This is a genomic window from Modestobacter sp. VKM Ac-2978 (genome assembly GCF_026968025.1).
In the GTDB taxonomy this organism is placed as follows: Bacteria; Actinomycetota; Actinomycetes; order Mycobacteriales; family Geodermatophilaceae; genus Modestobacter.
Map to the genome: position 1 here is coordinate 90,033 of NZ_JAPVBP010000007.1, position 19,136 is coordinate 109,168.

At 73.9% G+C, this 19,136-nt stretch carries 23 protein-coding genes; 3 read left to right on the forward strand and 20 right to left on the reverse strand.

Annotated features, from left to right (window positions below):
* Positions 1-269 precede the first annotated feature (269 nt).
* Entirely contained in the window at positions 270-1,310 is a 1,041-nt protein-coding gene (locus O2W53_RS17265) for a zinc-binding dehydrogenase (protein WP_269164290.1), read from the forward strand.
* A gap of 52 nt (positions 1,311-1,362) precedes the next feature.
* Here the strand turns inward: O2W53_RS17265 and O2W53_RS17270 are convergent, their stop codons facing one another.
* From O2W53_RS17270 to O2W53_RS17320, 11 genes are all read right to left on the reverse strand, one after another.
* Positions 1,363-1,566 carry a hypothetical protein gene (locus O2W53_RS17270; protein WP_269164291.1) on the reverse strand — a complete coding sequence of 68 codons (204 nt, stop codon included), beginning with the start codon at positions 1,564-1,566 and terminating at the stop codon, positions 1,363-1,365.
* Between the two features lie 61 nt (positions 1,567-1,627).
* Positions 1,628-2,500, reverse strand: a complete 873-nt coding sequence (locus O2W53_RS17275; protein ID WP_269164292.1) for a hypothetical protein — start codon at positions 2,498-2,500, stop codon at positions 1,628-1,630.
* Complete coding sequence (locus tag O2W53_RS17280; RefSeq protein ID WP_269164293.1) at positions 2,497-3,198, reverse strand: hypothetical protein; 702 nt, start codon at positions 3,196-3,198, stop codon at positions 2,497-2,499. The genes O2W53_RS17275 and O2W53_RS17280 overlap by 4 nt, the downstream gene beginning before the upstream one ends.
* Positions 3,179-4,087 (reverse strand): hypothetical protein, encoded by a 909-nt coding sequence (locus O2W53_RS17285; protein ID WP_269164294.1) that lies wholly within the window; start codon positions 4,085-4,087, stop codon positions 3,179-3,181. The genes O2W53_RS17280 and O2W53_RS17285 overlap by 20 nt, the downstream gene beginning before the upstream one ends.
* Positions 4,088-4,105: 18 nt before the next feature.
* Positions 4,106-5,116, reverse strand: a complete 1,011-nt coding sequence (gene adhP, locus O2W53_RS17290; protein ID WP_269164295.1) for an alcohol dehydrogenase AdhP — start codon at positions 5,114-5,116, stop codon at positions 4,106-4,108.
* A gap of 597 nt (positions 5,117-5,713) precedes the next feature.
* Positions 5,714-6,091: a hypothetical protein gene (locus O2W53_RS17295; protein WP_269164296.1), complete on the reverse strand. Its 378-nt coding sequence runs from the start codon at positions 6,089-6,091 to the stop codon at positions 5,714-5,716.
* Between the two features lie 284 nt (positions 6,092-6,375).
* Positions 6,376-7,149: a DUF6544 family protein gene (locus tag O2W53_RS17300; protein ID WP_269164297.1), complete on the reverse strand. Its 774-nt coding sequence runs from the start codon at positions 7,147-7,149 to the stop codon at positions 6,376-6,378.
* Positions 7,146-7,424, reverse strand: a complete 279-nt coding sequence (locus O2W53_RS17305; protein WP_269164298.1) for a PLDc N-terminal domain-containing protein — start codon at positions 7,422-7,424, stop codon at positions 7,146-7,148. Before O2W53_RS17305 ends, O2W53_RS17300 begins: the two co-directional genes overlap by 4 nt.
* Positions 7,421-7,909, reverse strand: a complete 489-nt coding sequence (locus O2W53_RS17310) for a universal stress protein (RefSeq protein ID WP_269164299.1) — start codon at positions 7,907-7,909, stop codon at positions 7,421-7,423. The genes O2W53_RS17305 and O2W53_RS17310 overlap by 4 nt, the downstream gene beginning before the upstream one ends.
* Positions 7,910-8,017: 108 nt before the next feature.
* Entirely contained in the window at positions 8,018-8,497 is a 480-nt protein-coding gene (locus tag O2W53_RS17315) for an Hsp20/alpha crystallin family protein (RefSeq protein ID WP_269164300.1), read from the reverse strand.
* 115 nt (positions 8,498-8,612) lie between these two features.
* Positions 8,613-8,945, reverse strand: coding sequence for a hypothetical protein (locus tag O2W53_RS17320; RefSeq protein WP_269164301.1), 333 nt, complete (start codon positions 8,943-8,945; stop codon positions 8,613-8,615).
* Between the two features lie 277 nt (positions 8,946-9,222).
* Between O2W53_RS17320 and O2W53_RS17325 the strand changes: the two genes are divergently transcribed.
* Positions 9,223-9,903 (forward strand): response regulator, encoded by a 681-nt coding sequence (locus O2W53_RS17325; RefSeq protein WP_269164302.1) that lies wholly within the window; start codon positions 9,223-9,225, stop codon positions 9,901-9,903.
* 27 nt (positions 9,904-9,930) lie between these two features.
* Here O2W53_RS17325 and O2W53_RS17330 read toward each other — a convergent pair whose 3' ends face one another.
* The 7 genes from O2W53_RS17330 to O2W53_RS17360 all read right to left on the reverse strand — a co-directional run bounded on the left by O2W53_RS17330 (position 9,931) and on the right by O2W53_RS17360 (position 16,922).
* The gene (locus tag O2W53_RS17330; protein ID WP_269164303.1) at positions 9,931-11,679 is read right to left on the reverse strand and encodes a GAF domain-containing sensor histidine kinase; all 1,749 of its coding nucleotides are present in this window, start codon (positions 11,677-11,679) and stop codon (positions 9,931-9,933) included.
* A gap of 77 nt (positions 11,680-11,756) precedes the next feature.
* On the reverse strand, positions 11,757-12,236 hold the full coding sequence (locus O2W53_RS17335) for a pyridoxamine 5'-phosphate oxidase family protein (RefSeq protein WP_269164304.1): 480 nt from the start codon (positions 12,234-12,236) through the stop codon (positions 11,757-11,759).
* A gap of 5 nt (positions 12,237-12,241) precedes the next feature.
* Positions 12,242-12,796 (reverse strand): flavodoxin domain-containing protein, encoded by a 555-nt coding sequence (locus tag O2W53_RS17340; protein WP_269164305.1) that lies wholly within the window; start codon positions 12,794-12,796, stop codon positions 12,242-12,244.
* Positions 12,797-12,983: 187 nt separating this feature from the next.
* Positions 12,984-13,853 (reverse strand): universal stress protein, encoded by an 870-nt coding sequence (locus O2W53_RS17345; RefSeq protein ID WP_269164306.1) that lies wholly within the window; start codon positions 13,851-13,853, stop codon positions 12,984-12,986.
* The gene (locus tag O2W53_RS17350) at positions 13,844-14,887 is read right to left on the reverse strand and encodes an Acg family FMN-binding oxidoreductase (RefSeq protein ID WP_269164307.1); all 1,044 of its coding nucleotides are present in this window, start codon (positions 14,885-14,887) and stop codon (positions 13,844-13,846) included. Before O2W53_RS17350 ends, O2W53_RS17345 begins: the two co-directional genes overlap by 10 nt.
* A gap of 152 nt (positions 14,888-15,039) precedes the next feature.
* Positions 15,040-15,960: a universal stress protein gene (locus O2W53_RS17355; RefSeq protein ID WP_269164308.1), complete on the reverse strand. Its 921-nt coding sequence runs from the start codon at positions 15,958-15,960 to the stop codon at positions 15,040-15,042.
* Positions 15,961-15,986: 26 nt separating this feature from the next.
* Positions 15,987-16,922, reverse strand: a complete 936-nt coding sequence (locus tag O2W53_RS17360; protein WP_269164309.1) for a universal stress protein — start codon at positions 16,920-16,922, stop codon at positions 15,987-15,989.
* A gap of 178 nt (positions 16,923-17,100) precedes the next feature.
* On the opposite strand from O2W53_RS17360, the gene O2W53_RS17365 reads away from it, so the two are divergent.
* Complete coding sequence (locus O2W53_RS17365) at positions 17,101-17,424, forward strand: hypothetical protein (protein WP_269164310.1); 324 nt, start codon at positions 17,101-17,103, stop codon at positions 17,422-17,424.
* Positions 17,425-17,427: 3 nt separating this feature from the next.
* Here O2W53_RS17365 and O2W53_RS17370 read toward each other — a convergent pair whose 3' ends face one another.
* Positions 17,428-17,754 (reverse strand): hypothetical protein, encoded by a 327-nt coding sequence (locus O2W53_RS17370; protein WP_269164311.1) that lies wholly within the window; start codon positions 17,752-17,754, stop codon positions 17,428-17,430.
* A gap of 1 nt (position 17,755) precedes the next feature.
* Entirely contained in the window at positions 17,756-19,027 is a 1,272-nt protein-coding gene (locus O2W53_RS17375) for an ABC transporter permease (RefSeq protein WP_269164312.1), read from the reverse strand.
* Positions 19,028-19,136: the final 109 nt, after the last annotated feature.

A 19,136-nucleotide genomic window follows, 5' to 3' on the forward strand; every position in this document is an offset into this window, starting at 1 on the left:
CGCCCTGGGCGCAGCGCCGCGCACCCCTGTCCGGCCCGACGCGCATCGTGGCTCCCGTCTCCGTCGACCGGCCCCAGCGTGCCCTGCGCCGGGTGGTCGTGGCCAGGTAGTCGGTCCTCCGGTGCCGGGACGTAGTGCCCCGAACGGCGACGCGACGCAACGCGGGACCTTGGACCCCGATCTCCCGGTCCACCGACTGTGCCGATGGGCGGCGGACTCCCGTGGACTGCTTCTCAGTTCGACCAATCCCACGACGACCGGAGGCAGCCATGAAGGCACTCGTCTACCACGGACCGGGCAAGCGAGCCTGGGAGGACGTCCCGGATCCTCAGGTCACCGATCCGGAGGACGCCGTCGTCCGCGTGGACGCCTTCACGATCTGCGGGACCGACCTGCACATCCTGCGGGGTGACGTCCCCGAGGTGCAGCCGGGGCGAGTGCTGGGTCACGAGGCAGTGGGCACCGTGACCGCCGTCGGCGGGGGCGTCCGGACCGTGAAGGCCGGTGACCGGGTGCTGATGTCGTGCATCAGCTCGTGCGGCCGCTGCCGGTTCTGCCGGGAGGGCCGGTACGGCCAGTGCCTGGGCGGGGGCGGCTGGCTGCTGGGGCACCTGATCGACGGGGTGCAGGCCGACGCCGTGCGCATCCCGTTCGCTGACGGATCGATGCACAGGCTGCCCGAGGGGGTCTCGGACGAGGCGGCGCTGATGCTCGCCGACATCCTGCCCACGTCCTACGAGGTCGGCGCCCTCAACGGCGGCGTCGGTCCGGGAGACACCGTGGTGATCGTCGGTGCGGGTCCGATCGGGCTGGCGGCCGTGCTGTCCGCCGGGCTCTACAGCCCGCTCCAGACGATCGTGGTGGACCCGGTGGAGGCCCGGCGCGCCGCAGCCAGCGCGTTCGGCGCCGACCGGGTGCTGTCGCCGGACGACGACGTGGCCGGGGTGGTCCGGGAACTGACCGGCGGGCTGGGCGCCGACGTCGCGATCGAGGCGGTAGGCATCCCGGCCACGTTCGACATGGCGGTCGCTGTCGTCCGGCCGGGCGGGCGGGTCGCGAACGTCGGTGTGCACGGCAAGCCGACGACGCTGCACCTCGAGGACCTGTGGATCAAGGACATCGCCATCACGACCGGCCTGGTGGACACCACGTCGACGCCGATGCTCCTGTCGATGCTGCAGGCCGGGCGGCTGGACGTGAACCGCATGGTCACCCACCGCTTCGGCTTCGACGAGGTGCCGCTGGCCTACGACCTGTTCGACGACCCGGTGGCCTCGGGCGCGCTCAAGGTCGCCGTCCTGCGGGGCTGACGGCGAGGCGGGCCAGGACCAGGTCGTACGACGCCCGGGCGCCCGCAGGGCCCTACCGCTGCGCCCTGCGGCGAAATCCGTCCGCAGCGGCGCCTACGACGACCCCCAGCCCGGCGGCGAGCGCCAGCCCCACCGGGATGCCTGTCCCACCGGCCACCGCGACGCCCACGGCAAAACCCACGCCTGCGCCCAGGGCCACCCCGACTCCGGACCACGGAATCTGCTGCCCGTTGACCATGGGTTCGTCCTCGGCCACCCGATCCTCCAACCGCTCAGGGCGTCGACCTGGTCTTCGGTGCTCCCAGAAACGCACGTCGCTATCCGGCTGGTAGCTCGACAGACGTCGAGGAGTCCTCGCGCAGTGCGCGGTCGAGGACCACGCGCACCAGCCAGCGCAGGGTGAACTCTGGGGTGCTCAGCGACGGAGCCGGCAGTGGGTCGGGGACCGGCAGGGCGAACGGCAGACGGAGAACCTGCCCCGGCGCCAGCTGGGCTGGTCCACTGGCGGCGACAGCGGAGACCACCGTCGTCGCCTCGCAGTCCTCCTCGAGCAGCTCACCCGGTCGTGCGCGGGTGTGCTCGGCGAGGACCAACTCGACCCGGACGCCGCGGGTCGTCCCCGCTCGGTGAGGAGCGACGGCGACCACCCCGGACAGCGGCACCCCGCCACACACCCGCGGCGCCGAGAGCTCGTCGATCGCCAGCGACGCGAACTCGTCGCCCCTCTCGACCGGGGCGACCTCCGCCCTCCGGTGCAGCTGCGACGCCGGCCCCTCGACACGGATCCGCACCTCACCCTCGACGGGACGTCCCTCCTGAGCCCTGACCTGCGCACGCACCAGGTACTCCTGTTGCACCAGGTACCCGGTGATGGTCACCTGCTCGGCCGGGACGAACAACGTCACCTGCCGGACTGCGCGTCCTCCCGCCGCCAGCGCGCCGGCGATGTCCAAGATGGCATGTGAGAGGACGGCGGAGTCCCGGATGCCGACGCGGTGGCCGGCCCCGCTCCAGTTGCGCTGGGCGTGGGTGACAGCCGTGGACCGGACGAGCTCGACGACTCCACCCGTCACCGTCGCCGGGCCGTCCGCGATGACCTCGACGAGCACCGTCAGCGGCTGGCCGGCCACTGCCGTCTCGGCGCGCACCCGGACAGCCAGCGGCGGGGCGTACCTGATCAGTCCGGTCATGGGGCCATCTCCCTCGACGCAGTGGGGGCTACGGCTGGGCGCTCGGCCCGCTCCTTGATCCCCTGGAGCATGCGGCGGGTCATCACCAGGGTCACCGGCTCCAGCACCCGAGTGGCGATCCGCAGTCCCCGCTGCGGCTGGACTTCGGTGCGCATGCGGGACAGGAGCCGGCAACCGCCGTCACGGCGAGGGACGACGTGGAAGGACCAGACACCGTTCCAGGGGTGCTCCGGCGGAGACTGACGGAGCGCCAGTGCACGGCCGGGGTCCGCCAGGGCCACGGTGAACGAGTAGCCGTCCGGCATCGGGCCGAAGCCCTCGGGGACCACGACGACGTGGTCCCCGAGGGCCAGGTGCTGCCACTCGTCCCGGATCTCCTCGGCGCTGTGGATGTCCAGGCCGACCAGGTTCTCCAGCACGTCGTAGCTGTACATCCCGCCGCGGTCCTGACCGATCTGGACCAACCACGCCCAGATGCGCTCGGCGGGGGCGTCGACCGGCACGGCCAGCGTGGTCTGCTCCGCCGGCTCCGGGACGAAGTCGTCGCCGGGCAGCGTCGAGCGGACCTCGTCGGCCGTGGCTCCCCAGTTCCGCCGCAGGTGCAGGAGTCGCGCGCCGAGGACCCCGGTTCCGACGGCGGCGACGAGGGCCCCCTGCAGCGCCGGGGTGATCCGTCCGTCAGACCGGCGTCCGGACACGGTCGGCCACCTCCTGGCCGGCGGGCGCGTTGGGGACGGCGCGGAGCAGGCGGACGAGCAGCCAGGCGCCGATGCCTCCGAGGACGGTGAAGCCGGCGATCGGCCCGATGACCTCGGCGGCGGTGAAGGTGATCCCGGCCTGGGCCTGGAGCAGGGTGCTGAGCGTGATCGTGGGCAGCAGCATCACGATGGTGACCAGCAATGGTGCTGCGATCAGGTACCCGAGGGGATCGCGACGGCGGACGAGGAGACCCGCGAGGCCCGCAGCCGGGACGATGATCGCGAGGTCCAGGGAGTACGTCACCGGGGTCGTGTAGACGTCCAGCAGTGTCGGGGCTGTTCCCTGGAGCAGTGCGCTAACGAGGGGCTGCAGCCACACCAGGGCGGTGACGGCAGCGGAGGTGATCAGGAACCGGGACAAGGGCCGGTGGGGCATGCCGGCGTCGTCGGCCACTGCCTGCAGGATGGCCCGGTCGGTCGCGGCCAGTGCGGCTACGAAGCCGAAGAGGCTCGCGGAGAGCAGTGCGACGTAGGCCAGGTACAGCGGGTTGTAGGCGACCCCGAGGGCCTGGTTGGCCGAGACGTACGCCATGTAGCCGAGCGCACCGGTCAGCAGCAGGTTGCCCCGCGGTGAGCCCCGCAGGTGGTGCAGCCAAGAGGCCAGCAGCAGCGGGACACCCAGGGTCAGGACGACGGCATCGACGCCGGTGTTGCCGGCTGCGGTGAAGACGGTGTCGAAGCGGTACAGCCCGTCCCCGGCCAGCTGGACCGACTGCCCGCGGGGTGTCACGACCTGTTGTGGTTCTCCGGTCGGGCGCCGGAACAAGCCGGTCGCCGCCACTGCCGCGCCGAGGACGGCCACCAGGCCGGGCAGACGGCGCAGCGCCATCCCCCTCATCCCCGATCCCTAGAACTGGAAGACGATGCGGGCGGGAACGTGCCCGGAGAGCACGTCGGCCATCGCCTCGTTGACGTCGTCGAGCTTGCGGTCGACCGTGATCACCTTCGTGCGGCCGGCGGCGTGCAGGGCGAAGACGTCGGCGAGGTCGTTGCGGGTGCCGACGATCGAGCCGATCACGGACTTGCCGGACAGCACGGTGTCGAAGATCGGCAGCTGCATCGTGCCGTCGGCGGGCAGGGCCACGCAGACCAGCCGGCCGCCGCGGCGCAGCGACCGGTAGGCCTGGTCGAACGACGCCGGTGCGGCGGCGAGCGCGACGGCGACGTCGGCGCCGCCGAGGGCCTGGATCGCGGCGACCGGGTCGGTGGTGGCGGCGTTGACCACCTCGTCGGCGCCGAGCTCGCGGGCCATCTGCAGCTTGTCGTCCTGGACGTCGACGGCGACGACGAAGCCGCCGGCGATCCGGGCGTACTGCAGGGCCAGGTGACCGAGCCCGCCGATGCCGAAGACGGCGACCGTCTCGGCCGGCGCGACCCGGGCGACCTTGATCGCCTTGTAGGTGGTGACGCCGGCGCAGGTGAGGGGGGCGGCGTCGGTGCTGGAGACGCCGTCGGGGACCGGGGTGGCGAAGTCGGCGGCGACGACGGCGTACTCGGCCAGGGCCCCGTCGATGGAGTAGCCGGAGTTCTGCTGGGACTCGCACAGGGTCTCCCAGCCGCCGATGCAGTGCCGGCAGTGCCCGCAGGCCCAGCCCAGCCAGGCGATCGCCACCCGGTCACCGACCGCACGTGCGGTCACGCCCTCGCCGAGCTGCTCGACGACGCCGATGCCCTCGTGCCCGGGGGTGAACGGGGGAGTGGGCTTGACCGGCCAGTCACCGCGGGCGGCGTGGATGTCGGTGTGGCAGAGCCCGCTGGCCTCCATCCGGACCAGCACCTGGCCTGGCCCCGGCCGGGGGACGGGCACCTCGGTGACCTGGAGGGGGGTACCGAGCTCGGTGACGACGGCGGCCTTCATGGCGATCTCCTCTTCGAGGGCTGTACGGACGAGGTTTCGACCCCGAGCCTGCGCATCGACAGCGCAGATCAGCAGGGGCGAACGTCCTGCACGCAGCGGGACGTGGAGCCCGACCGGTCCGCTGTGCCCGCATCCGCCACGGGATCCTTGCCTCGGCTCGGTGCCGAGCTCCGGAAGGGGGGACCACGTCCGGTGTGGACCGCAGCCGTCCTGCTGCGTCGGCCGTGGCCACGCCGTGGCGTTCCCCTCCGGCACACAGACCTCAGCGCGGGCTGGGCCCCGTGACGATGACAGCCCGTGCGGCGGCTCCGGCCGCCCGGACGGCGACCTGCCGGCGGTGCACCGTCTTTCGTGTCCGGTGGCGGATCAGCGCCTGGACACGTGGGTCGCTCAGGTCCAACGGGAGCACCGAGCCGGGATGCGTCTCCATGTCCCGACGATGTCCGGGTACCGCGAGGCTGGGCAGGGCCGAGAGTCCTCGGTCGCCCGGGACTCCTGTCCTGACCGACGCCGAGACGGGACCGGGGACCCGCGTCGGGAGACGGGTGGCGTATTGCGGGGATCCGCCGTCTTGCTGCATCGCTCGCCGCTGGCCCGTCAGTTGTGCCGGGCCGTGAGCTGCCGATCGCGGTGCTCGTTCTGCATGGCCGCGAGTTCCCCGAGGCACCAGGTCACCACGATGGCCGCCATGAACGACGCGAGGAGGGTCTCGCTGGTCTCGGCCCACAGCGCGGCGATCCCGAGTGCCAGGGCGACCAGGCCGCTGACCAGCGCAGCGCGGTGGCGCGGTCCGGGAGCGAAGACGTCGCGGCTGGCGACGAGCACCGCGGCGATGCCGAGGATCAGGCCCGTGGCCGCCATGCCGCGCGGGTCCTTGATGAACGGCATCTCATCGGCGACGACGTAGCCGAGGTAGGGCAGCAGGATCATCGCGACGAGCACGGTCGCGACGACGTTGCGAGTGGTCGTGCGCATGGGTCTCACCTCACCGGGGATCAGGAACTGGCGGGTTAAGCCTCGTCGGGAGGCGCTGCCGGCACTGCGGCACAACGACCCCAGGACGACCTGCCTGATGGCCGTGCCTGGCGGTGCCCTTGGTCACTGACCACTGCCGTTGGTCCCGTTTCAGCGCGGGGAACGACCGGCGGCATGCGCCGCTGCGCGCTGCCCTGCGCATCGGGGCGCTCGACCCGACCGGTCAGCGGAGTCGGCGCACGCGTCGGGGGCCGGCAGGGAGGGTGCGGGGTAGGAGCAGCAGATCAGGAGAAGTCGGCAGAGGTGATCCGGGCACGGAAGAACTCGCCCTCGACGGCCCGGTCGGTGCCCCACCACCAGCCGGCGCGCAGCACCGATGGGATGGTGACCCCACCGAAGGTGGCTTCCTCCTCGACGGTGACGCCGAACGGGTGGCGGCCGAACGAGGCGCCGTCCGGGTTGCCCCAGCGCTGCAGCACGGCTGCGAGGAGGCGTCCGTCGGCGCCGACCTGCAGTTGGGCGCTCTCATCCGATCCGGCCAGACGCCAGCGCATGACGGTCGTGTCGGGCTCGTCACCCGCGGCCCACTCCGCGTGCCGGAAGACCGTCGGCAGAAGGACGGCTTCACCCGCCAGCCGACCGGCGGCGCTCCGGGCGACGTCCGGGCCGGTGGCGGACATGACCGGGACCACCCCGAGCAACCGCCACCGCATCTCCCCGGTGGCCCCGCTGTACCGGTCGTAGCCGGTCACCGGCAGGCCGGCGACCCGCGCCCTCGCCGCCCAGATGAACCCCGAGGGCGGGGTGAGCACCTGTCGGGCGGTGAACGATCGCCAGGTGCCGCCCAGCCGGATCTGCCCCTTCATGCGCAGCTCGACCGTCTTCCAGAGCGGCGTGCCCACTGCGATGGCGTGACCGAGCCAACGTCGTGCCGGCTCGGGGAGCCCGGCGAGCATGCCGGGAACGAAGCTCTCCGCTGCGGTCGTCCCGATGGAGAGTCGGTCCCACTCCTCGCGGACGTGCCGGGCGGCCTTCGGCACCTGCCGGGCGGCCCTCACCGGGCCGCCGGTCGGCGGTCGCGCCGGCCCCAGCGGAACCAGGCGAGCGGCCCGATCCAGTTGACGGCGATGAGCAGGGCCCACCGCAGCTTGCTGCCGTTGACCTGCTCGGCGGGGCTGGTCGCGAGGTCCGCCCACGCCGTCGCCGCGAGGGAGAGCTGCACGGAGCCCAGCACGAGGACGGCGGTCTGCTGCCCAGGGCTCAGCTCCTCCCATCGGCGCAGTCGCCCGGCACGGCCCCACCGTGCCTCGGTGCGGCAGGGACGCCGGCTCATCGGGCGGGAGCGGTCGTCATCGCGGCCGCCGTCTCGTGCCCGCTCGGCAGCCGGTCGCCGTGCACCACGACGACCGGGCACGGGGCGTGGGCCAGCACGTGGAGGCCGACCGAGCCCAGCAGCATCCCGGAGAAGGCGCCGCGCCCGCGGTTGCCGACCACCAACAGGTCGGCGTCGGCGGCCGCCTCGACCAGCGCCCTCGCGGGATGACCCTCGACGACGTGACGGTGCACCTGCGATGCGCCGTCGGCCGCGGCGGCCGCCATGGCGGTGTCCAACGCGAGGCGGGCGTTGCCCGCCCAGTCGACGGCGTCCAGCACGGTCTCCCACCCGGCCGTGGTGGGCAGGTGCCAGACGCTGACGGCGTGCACCTCACCGCTGGTGAGCGCCGCCTGGCTGAGCGCCCAGCGCAGCGCCTGGGTGGAGGACGGGGACCCGTCGACACCGACGACGATCGTCGGGCGGGAGGCAGGGGAGCTGGTCACGGCGGACTCCTGGGAGAGGGAGGAGCTGGGAGAGGGAGGAGCTGGGAGACGGGAGAAGGGTGGTGCCGCGGCCCGCTCGGTTGCCCGACCGGACCGCGGCCGATCGGCTCAGCCCTTGGTGATCGGGATGGTGGTCGGTTCCTGGGTCGCCGGCGGCCGGGAGACCGGGACGCGGACCTCGAGGATGCCGTCCTTGTAGCTGGCCTGGATGTCGGTCTCCGCGGCCCCGTCGGCCAACGGCAGCACCCGGGAGAAGCTGCCGTAGCGGAGCTCGTGGCGGGTGTAGCCCTTGTCCTCGGTGTCGCTCTCCACCCGACGCTCGGCGTGGATCCGGAGCGCGCCGTCCTGGACGGTCAGCTGGACGTCCTGGTCCGGGTCGATCCCCGGGAGCTCGGCCCGGATGACCTGGGTGTCGCCGTCGCGGTACTCGTCGACGCTGATCACGTCCTCGCCCTGCGGCTCCCAGGCCATGCCGAACGCCCGGCGCATCGGCATGGTCCGCATCCACTCCTCGAAGACCCGGTCGAGCCGGGCGAACGGGGACATGGCGGCGGGGGGCTCCTCGTTGCGGTGCTGGAGCGTGCTCATCGTTCCTCCTCGTGGTGGGGTGTGCGGGGCTCCACCGTCGCGCGGGGGCCGGGCTCGGGGCAGGGACCTTGGTCGCCATCTCGGGCGCCCTTCGGGCCGCGGCTGACCGGTGGACTCAGCGCACCCGGCCGTCGATCAGGCAGGTGGTGCCCGCGACGTGCGTGTGCGCCTCGGCGACGTGGGCCTGCACCTCCTGCAGCAGGTCCGTCTCCCGGTGCGGAAGCGCCACCGCCACCGGCCGTCGGGTGGACAGCGCGGGACGCTCGAAGACCGCCCGGGCGAGAGCAGTCCCCAGCTGCCGGGGGAGACCCTCGTCGAGCCAGAAGACCAGCTGGACGGTGGCACCCTCGTCCGCCACCTCCACGTGGGCCACCGCTCCGTGCTCCCTCCGCGCGGTCACCCCGTGCTCGTCCTCGTCCAGCCACCAGTCCCGGGGTGAGTGCGTCATCGGTCCTCCTCCACCGGCTGCGCGCGGCACCGACACCAGTCGCGGGTGGTCGGTCCCAGCCTCGGTCGCCCACCACCGCCCCACCGCGGTCACTCGTCCCCTTGCCCGCGGACCCGGGTCCCGTGCCGCGGCCGCGGCACGGGACGGTGGCGCGGGCGGTCGGGACCTTCGACCCCGATCCAGTGCTGCCGGTCGGCACCTACTGTCGGTCCTGGACGCCCAGCGGGCGCTGGGCGACGTCGCGGCCGTGCAGGCGGCCAGGAGGAGGGGTGCCCCAGTGACCACCACCGACGACGCCGGACCGGCGATCCGCGTGTTCCTGCTCGACGACCACGAGATCGTCCGGCGAGGGATCGCGGACGTGCTGGAGACCGATCCGGGCATCACGGTCGTGGGCGAGGCCAAGGACGCGTCCGGTGCGCTGGCCCGGGTGCCCGCACTCGAGCCCGACGTGGCCGTGCTGGACGTACGGCTGCCGGACGGGAACGGGGTCGCGGTCTGCCGGGAGCTGCGCTCGACGATGCCCGGCCTCAAGGTCATCATGCTGACCAGCTACAGCGACGACGAGGCGCTCTTCGACGCCATCATGGCCGGCGCCTCGGGCTACCTGCTCAAGCAGATCCTCGGACAGGACCTGGTCAGCGCGGTACGCACCGTGGCCGCCGGGGGGTCGCTCCTCGACCCCAGCGCCACAGCCGCGGTACTGGACCGGATGCGCCGGGCGGCCGAGCCGGCAGGTCCGCTCGCCACGCTCAGTGACCAGGAGCGGACGGTGCTTGCGCTGATCGGGGAGGGGCTGACAAACCGGCAGATCGGCGAGCGGATGTTCCTGGCCGAGAAGACGGTGAAGAACTACGTCTCGCACCTGCTGGCCAAGCTGGGGCTGGAGCGACGCACCCAGGCGGCCATCCTGGCCACCGAGCTGAAGGGCTCGGGCTCGGCCCGGAGCAGGGGCTGACGAGGGCCGTTGCGATCGGGCCCCGCGTCAGCCGCCGTTGCGCGCCGGCAGGGGCGCCTGCCAGCGGAGCAGCGTGCCGGCCTCCCCGGTCACCGGGCGGATCGTCGACGACCCACCCCGACGCCGGGCGCGCTCGGCGATGTTGCGCAGCCCGCTGCGGGCCACCGTGGGATCGATGCCCCGGCCGTCGTCCCGCACCTCGAGCACCACCTCGTCGGTCACCTCCAGAGTGACCGTGACGTGCCTGGCACCGGAGTGCCGGGCGGCATTGCTCACGCCCTCCCTGACGACCGCGGCCACGTCGGTGGCCAGGTCACCGGTGACGAGGCTGTCGACGGCCCCGGACATCCGCACCGTCGACTGCAGGTCCTCGCCGGCGGTTGCGGTCACGATGTCGAGCACCTGACGGCGCAGACTGTCACTGTGGTCGGCCCCGTCGGTGGTGTGCAGGTCGAAGATCGTGGTGCGGATGTCGCGGACGGTTTCGTCCAGCTGGTCGACCACCTGGTGCAGCCGCTGCTGGACCACGTCATCCCGGACGCGGGTGGCTGCGGCCTGCAGGCTGAGGCCGGCGGCGAACAGCCGTTGGATGACGTGGTCGTGCAGGTCGCGGGCAATCCGGTCGCGGTCCTCGTAGACGTCCAACCGGCGGGCGACCTGAGCTCTGGCGGCCATGTCCAGCGCCAGGACCACCTGGTCGGCGAACTCGCTGATCAGCGGGCCCACAGCGGGGTCGAAGGGCGGCCCGCCTCCGCGGCGAGCCGCGATGATCACGGCCGCCTGGGAATCGGTCCCGCGCAGCGGCACCCCGATGGTGTGTCCCCAGGACACGTGCCCGTTGGGCCCGTCGTAGGAGAGGCCTGCCATGTCTAGGGTCGCCACGGCCTCGGCAGAGACCACGGCCAGCAGCGCCGGAGCGTCGACCGGGTCGAGGTGCTGGCCGGTGATGTCGACCAGCCCCTCGCCGGTCTGGGCCTGGACCTCGTACGTGCCGTCAGCTGGGTCCGGCCCTCGTACCAGCCAGGCGCCGTCCGCCCCGGTGAGGTCGGCAACGCGTCTCACCACGAGCACCAGGGCATCGTCGGGTGGCATGCCGCTCAGCAGCATCGACCGGACGTCGCCGACCGCGCCCAGCCACCGGCGCCGGAGCTCGCCCTCCTCGTAGAGCCGGGCGTTGTCGATGGCGATGCCGGCAGCCCCCGCCAGGGCGACCAGCACGGCGGCGTCCTCGGCGGTGAACTGGCCACCGCCGCGCTTCTCGGTCATGTAGAGGTTGCCGAAGACCGTGCCCCGGACCAGGACCGGAACCCCGAGGAAGGTGCGCATCGGCGGATGGCCGGGCGGGAAGCCGACCGAGGCCGGGTGCGTGCTCAGCCCTGTGATGCGGAGGGGATGGGGGTCGGTGATCAGCTGACCCAGCACCCCCTTGCCCTCGGGGAGGTGCCCCATCCGTGCCCGCAGCTCGTCGTCGATGCCGACCGTGATGAACGCTCCCAGCCCGCCCGCCGGAGCGAGCACACCGAGAGCGCCGTACTGCGCGTCGACCAGCCGTGCCGCGACCTCGACGATCCGGCGGAGCGTCGTGTCCAGGTCCAGGCCTGCCGAGACGCTGAGGAAGGCGTCCAGCAGGTCCTGGACGCGCTCCTGGGTGCGGGCGACCGTCTGCAGCCGCTCCTGGACCTCGTCGAGGAGCTCGGTCAACCGCATCCCGGCCAACGGCGAGGCGACCTCGCCAGCGCCGTCGGCCGCGCCCGCAGCACCGGGTGGGGTGTCCATGCCCGCGAGCATCGCAGCAGGCGCGGCCGGGCAACAGGCCTCGTCGACCGGATACCGCAGCGGCCCACCGCCTCCTGTCACGTGGGCAGGTCCACCTGCTGGTCGGTGCGCTGGCGCGTCGGGACCCCGTCGACGGCTGCGGCGGCGCGCTGCACCCGGCGACCCTGGACCAGCCGGACCTGCACGGCGATGTACCAGCGGATACCGGCGCCGACCCACGGCCGGACGCCGAGTTCGTCGAGCCGGGCGACCTCCTGGGCGTCGGTGACCACGCGGGAGGGCCCGATGACGGTCACGTTCCAGCCGGTTCGCGTGGCGGCGTCCACCTCGTCGACCTCGAAGGCGACCACGGCTCCCACGCTGGCCACCGCCACCTTGCTCCCCGCGTGCGTGGGTATGAAGATCTCGCCGCCTGAGAAGGCGAAGGCCGCTGGCTGCACCGCGGGCAGGGCACCTTCGGTGAAGACGAGCCGGCCGATCGGCGTGGTCTGGAGCAGGGCCAGGCACGTGACCTCGTCCAGCACCGACAGCTCTCGTTCACCGTGGTCGGTGGTCATGCCGATCACGAGGGAACGGGGGACGGCTGGACGCTGAGCACGTCGACCAGCTCGGCGGCCATCTCCTCCGCCCAGTCCCGTAGGTCGTCCCAGTCGCGGAAGTCGCCCACGGGGGCCCGCATCGCCGTGATCATCGCGCGTTCCCCGATGCCCAGCAGCCGCTTGTCCAGGCGGCCTGGGAGGACCCGGTGGCCGCGAGCGCGGAGGCTGGCGACGAGGGGGCCGACGTCGTGCGGCTCGTCGGGTGGGAACGGGGGCTCGCCGATCGGGCCACTGCTGAGCAGCCAGACCGGTCGCTTCCGCAGCGCCGTCGCCTGGTCGGCGGCGTAGTGCCGGGCCGGCTCCAGCCAGCGGCCGGCGTACACCCCGCTGCCGAGCACGATGGCGTCGAAATCACCGGGGTTGGGCCGTCGCTCGACCGGCAGCGCCACGGCCGAGAGCCCATGGCGCCGGCCTGCATCCGAATCGGCCAGTGCCCTGGCCAGGGCGCTGGCCAGTTCCATCGTGGCGCCGTGCTTGCTCGCCACGGTCACGAGGACGCGGGGTGGGTCGATCGTCATGGTCTGCCCCTCTCGCTCTCCATGTCCTGCTCCCTGTCCGGAACCGGCTTGTCGTGTCCAGCTTCGGTGCGGCGGCACGGTCGGAGCAGAGGCCGAGGGCCCGGTCCCGCGGGACGTGTGACGCAGTCACGGGTCGGGGCACGCACGTCGGTCGGTCGCTCGCCAGCCGTGCCGGCGGTGGTGGCAGTCACGAGGGCCCCACCGGCACGTGCAGTGCACGGATCGGTTCGGGTACGGCCGCCGGTGTCAGCGGGACGATCAGCACCGGCGTCGGTGCCGCTGCCAGCACCGCGCGCAGGGCCGGGGGACCCGGGTGTCCCTCCTGGTCCTCGCGGCCCACGACGAGCAGGCCGGCACCATGGGCCATCTCCATCACCGCCGTCGGGTCCGGGAGCACTGGATCACGGAGGTGGACCGCGACAGCGGGGTACGTCCGGGCCAGGTCCCGCAGCTGCACCGTCAGGTCCGGGGGCGGGCCGCTCTCGGCGTGCGACGTCGGGACGACGTCGAGCCCGGTGCTGCGGGTGGAGGCCTCGAGGACCGCTGCGGACAGCAGCCGCCGGACCCGCGCTCCGCCGGCCACGAGGACCACCACCGGTGCCGCAGCCGGCACCGGCGGTCCCGGGTGGACCACGAGGACGGGGCAGGGCGACCGCTGGGCCACCGCAGCGGTCACAGCGCCAACGTGCGGACCGTGGTGGTCGGCACCGGATACCCCCAGGACCAGCAGCTCAGCCGCCGCGGCTTCGCGGAGGAGCACCCGGACCGGGGGCCCCATGACGACCGCGGTCCCGATCTGCCCACCGGGGAGGTGGTGGGCCAGCGTGCGCCGCAGCGCCGAGAGCTCCGCGGCGGCCGCGGTGCCCGGCCCCGACTGGACCGACTGCTGCACCCGCCGGTCGGGGGTGGTCGTGAGGGGGCCGGGCAACGCCCGCACCAGACGCAGCGGCAGGAGCCGCCGGCTGGCCTCCTCGGCGGCGGCGCCCACCGCAGCGGCGGACGCGCCGGAACCGTCCACGCCCACGACGATCGGGCGGAAACGGCTGGTCAGACCCACGTCGTCCCTCCTCGGCCGTCAGACACCGGTACGGACCAGGGGACGCTCTGCGCCGGGGGAGGAGCGGGTCCGTCATCGCGGACCTCAGCCCCTGGCGGGCGCAGGCTGTTGCGGACCACCTCGTCCCGGAGTCGGCGCGGGGACCTCTGTGCGGCGGCGAATCCGATGCGCACCAGCATCTGCGGGTGGTCTTCCCAGGTCAGCGCGGACCGGATGGCGGCGCGGGTGACGGGCACCTCGAGCACCTGGCTCATCGGGCGTGCGCGCCAGCCCAGCCGCTCCAACTCCAGCAGGACCCGCTCCATCGCCTCCCCAGCGCGCAGCCAGGCGGGTGGCTCGTCGGTCCTCGTCGCCAGGACCACGAAGCTCCGGTCGGCGCCGGTCTCGCTGTCCACGGTGAACCGGTCCGGCTCTGGCGTGCTCCTCGAGGGAGTGAGGTCGGCGGTCTGCCAGCGTGCCCGGTCGGCGGCGCAGTCGGGGTCTTCGGCCTGCAGGGTGTCGGCCTCCCGGGTGAGTCGGGCGACGAGGTGGCGGTGCTCGTCGGACAGGACGGGGACCAGGACGGTGTCCTCGGCTGCGGCGGCGGCGCTCAGGTGGGGCAGCAGTTCGTCGGGCACCTCCTCGGCCAGGAAGTCGCGGCGGTTGGTCCGTCGCTCCGGCACGACGGCGGCCAGCTGCGAGATCCCGGAGTCCGGGGCGCCCGGAACCGGCCACACCACCGCGGCCCTGTCCGGAGCGGCCGGATCAGGGAAGCGCGCGATGTCCACGGCCCAGCCCCGGGCGGCCAGCGCCACGCGGATGTTGAACAACGCGGCCCCGAGGCTGAGAGTGAGCTCGCGGCCGGCTGCGTCGAGGGCGCGCAGCTGCCGCGACCGGTCGGCTCGCAGTTCGATGCGGTCCCGGTGCAGCACGATGGTCCAGGGCTGACTGCCGTGCACCGAAGGTGCGAGCATCGCGGCGTCGGCGGCCTCCTCCAGCGCCTGCATGCGCTCATCGAGCGCCGTCATCGGGCCGGATGTCGTCCAGGCGTTCATCTTGTCTCCGTCTGTTCGTCGTCCTGCCCCGAGCCTCCGCGGGACCGTGGCCGCCCGAACGGGGCACCGGTCCTGCAGCGAAGGGACGAAGGGCCCGACGTCCGGGCGCGCATGTGGTCTGCCGGCTCGGAGATCAGTCCTCTGCGGTGGGTTCAGCTGGGGAGGTCGGCCGGGTGGTCCGGCGACGGGACCACCGCTACCGGGCACCCGGCCCGGTGGACGACGGCGGCGGCCACCGAGCCGAGTCCACCCAGCCGGCGGTGCGGGTGGCCGACCACGACGAGTTCGGCGGACAGTGCAGCGCCCAGCAGCAACTGCGCGGCGGGCCCGTGCTCCGCGACCTGCCGGACGACGACCTCGAGGTGCGCCGCCGTCGCCTCGACCAGCGAATCGGCGAGGTCGGCTTCCGCGCGCCGCTGCGCAGCATCGGCGTCGACGAGGGGCAGCGACAGGCGGACTGCACCGGGCAGGCTGCGGCTCCAGGCGCGCACGGCGACCAGCTCGCACCCACGTGCCGCGGCAGCGGAGACGGCGAACGCCGCGACGGCCGGGTCCAGCTCGTCGCCGGCCAAGCCGGCCACCACCCCGGTCCGGCTGCGTGTGCTCCACGGCGGCGTCCGGGGGACCAGCAGCACCGGGCAGTGGGACTGGTGCACGAGGGCAGCCGCCGTCGAGCCCAGGATCAGGTCGGTGAGCCGCCCGCGGCCGGTCGAACCGAGGCAGAGCAGCTGGGCCCGGGTGGACTCGGCGGCGAGGAGGTCGACCGGGTGACCGACCTCGATCCTGGTCCGCACCTGGAGCCCGGGCACCTCGGCGCGGGCACCGCTGGCGGCGTCCTCGAGGGCCAGCGCCGCGGCGATGCGCATCGCGAGGAGCACGTCGAAGCCCTCCGGCGCCGGGACGACGTCGGCCTCGCTCCACGGGAGGGCCAGCACCAGCTCCAGCGCGACGCCCCGTGCAGACGCCTCCCGAGCGCCGACCCGGACCGCAGCCCGTGCCAGGGGGTCACCGTCGACCCCGCCGACGACGGGGCGCCCGTCCAGCTGCGGGTCGTCTGCGGTCTGCGCGTCCATGGCCGCTGTTCCCGGGCCGAGAGCTCTCAGCCCTCGAGCGGGCCCGTGACGACCGCTGCACGGCGGATGGGCTCCGCCGGCCGGGGCGCGGGGATCGCCACCGGGACGGTGAGCACGGGGATCTCGACCCGGTGCAGGACGGAGTGCACGGTGGCGCCCGGCCCACCGTGGGCGAGGTCCTGGCGCCCGACGACGAGCAGCACGGCGTTCCCGGTCGCCTCCACGAGGACCTGGCCGGCACGTCCGCGACGGACCTCCGTGTCGATCGTGAGGTCCGGGTGGCGACGCCGGAGCTCGGCCACCATGGGTTCGACGGCTGCGGACTCGGCGTCGACGCTCGCCTGGACGTCGAGCCGCCAGCGCAGCGGGTGGACGGCGTCCTCCGTCAGCTGGCGCCAGGCGTGCACCACACGCACCGGTTCGCCGCGGAGCTGTGCTTCCGTGGCCGCCGCGGCGAGCACCTCCCGGCTGCCGGCTGCTCCGTCGACGCCCACCACCACACCGGACCTCCGTGGACCCAGGAGGTTGGGGCTGCGATGCACCAGCACCGGGCAGGCGGCCGTTGCCGCCACCGCTTCCGCCACGGAGCCGAGCACGTCGCCGGAGCCCCAGGTCAGGCCGCTCGCGCCGATGACGAGCAGGTCACCCGGTTGCGTGGCGCGGCAGAGGGCCGTCTCCGGTCGGCCGTCCAGCAACTGGACGCTGATGGCCCAGTCAGGGAGATGTCCGGCGAGGCTGCGTCGCAGCCGCTCCAGGTCCGCGTTCGCCGAACGCCGGGCAGCGGCACAGGCCTCGTAGGCATCGGGCAGTCCCGGCACGTCGCCGGCCGGCCAGTGGAATGCGCGGACCAGCCGCAGGGGCAGGCGGCGGCGGTCGGCCTCGAGGGCGGCGGCGCGGGCCGCCGCGGCGGCCGGCTCCGAGCCGTCCACCCCGGCCACGACGGTGGGGGAGTGCGTGCGCATGTGTGCTCCTGGGTGACGAGGTGGTCGGGTCGGCCCTCCCCGTCGATCGTGCGGCAGGGCGCCGCCGCCGGGCGATGACCTAGGTCCCGGATCACCGAGCCGAAGCGCACTCGCCCGGGCGCGGGCCCCGGACCACCGTGGACGACACAGGAACCGCATCGACGGAGGAGGGGACACCGTGACTGCATCGGAGGGCTCCGGCCCACAGGGCCCGCACCCGCGACGGCGCCCGGCTCCCGACCCGCTGGCCATGTCGCCGGCGGAGAAGCTGGCGGCCGAGTGGGAGGCACGGCACGACGTCGCGGCCCGCGGCCATCGCGGGACGGCCGGTGCGGTGCAGCACTACCTCGCCGAGTCCCGCACGCACGAAGCGCAACGCTCCGGGGTCACCGCATCGGGCGCCGCTTCCGCACCGCACGACCAGCCGGTCGGGGACCGCGAGACGGCGGTTCCACCGTCGCCCTCCCGGCGCCGCTGGTGGCCGTTCGGCCGGCGCCGGTGATCGTCACGCCGTCGTGAGGTCGCGGCGCCGGAACGCCGCCAGACCCACCGCGACCAGCACCCCGGCCAGCGCGGCGAGGACCAGCAGTGGCGCCGCCGCCCAGGCCTCGGCCGGCACGGTCGGGGTCTGGGCCAGCGGCGACAGGTCGCTGACCCAGCCCGGCCAGTCGAAGGGCTCCGCGAACAGCGTGACCACCAGCAGGACCCCAAACACCGACCAGGCGGTCGGCACCGCTGCGCCGGGCACCGCTCCGATGAGCGCGGCGGTCACCCCCGCCACCACCCAGACCGCGGGCGCGTAGCCGAGCGCGGCACCAGTCAACCGGAGCACGTCATTGGCGTCCCCGGTGATCGCCGCGCGGCTGAGGCCGGTGGTGAACCCGTCCAGGGCGAGCAGCGCGGTCGCCCCCCGCGAGGGCGACCGTGAGATGGCTGCCCAGCCAGCGGGAGCGGCTCACGCCGGTCGCCAGCACCGGCTCGGCCCGGCCGGCGGTCTCCTCAGTGCGTGCGCGGCAGGTCGCCGAGACGGCGTGTCCGGCCACCAGCAGTGCGGTCATCTGCAGGGTCACGCCGAGGTAGGCGTCGACCAGATCGGCGGCGCCGTCCGCACCGAGGAAGACCTCGGCGTCGGGGTTGTCCTCGATCAGCGTCTCCACCGACTCTGCGAGCCAGCCGTAGACGAAGCCGAGCAGTCCCACGCCCACCGCCCAGCCCAGCAGGGCGCCGCGGTGCAGCCGCCAGGCCAGTCCGAGCGGGGAGGACAGCGAGGCAGGGGCCGTCGCTGCGCCGGGCCGTGGCTGCCAGAGTCCGACACCCAGGTCGCGGCGGTCCAGCAGCCGGCGGGCGGCCAGCAGCAGTACGGGGGTGGCGACCACCGGCAGCAGCAGCGGCCACCACCGGTCGGACGACCAGGGGTGGGTGGCCTGCGCCCAGCCGATGGGCGAGGCCCACGACAGCCCGTTGCCGGTGATGTCGCCGACGGCCCGGACGACGAAGGCGATCCCCAGCAGGCCGCCGGTCAAGCCGTAGACGCCGCGGGTCACGCCGGTCAGCTGGGCGCAGACCGCGGTGACCCCGGTGAAGACCAGGCCGACCGAGGCGGTCGCGGTGCCCAACAGGAGCGACCCGCTGACCGGCAGGCCGGTCAGTGCCGCGCCGGCGGCGATGGCCGCCCCCATCCCGGCGCAGGCTGCCGACGACAGCAGCGACGCCGCCACCAGCGGGGCCTGCCGCCCGACCTGCGCCGACCGGACGAGCTCGGTGCGGCCGGCCTCCTCGTCGGCGCGGGTGTGCCGCACGGTCGTGAACATCGCCATCAGGACGGTGAGCAGCACCACGGAGGTGGAGATCTCGAACGCCACGGTCCCCGCCACGGTGTCCAGCCCCACCGGGGGGCCGGAGAAGGCGATGCTCGCCGCGTTGCTGCCGGCCGACGCCCGGTAGGCCGCGAGGGCCTCCGGAGTCCGGTAGAAGGTCTGGTTCGACGTGGACTGGACGGCCACCAGCGCGCCGCCGGCCACCACCCAGACCGGCAGCCGGAGGCGGTCGCGACGCGCGGCGAACCGGAGCAGCACGCCGGTGCCGGCCAGGGTCGGGTTGCTCAAGACGACCGGCTCCCGGCCACGCCGACGTCCCCGGCGACCTGGTCGCCGTACTGCCGGAGGAACAGCTCCTCCAGCGTCGGGGGTGCACTGACCAGGCTGCGCAAGCCGG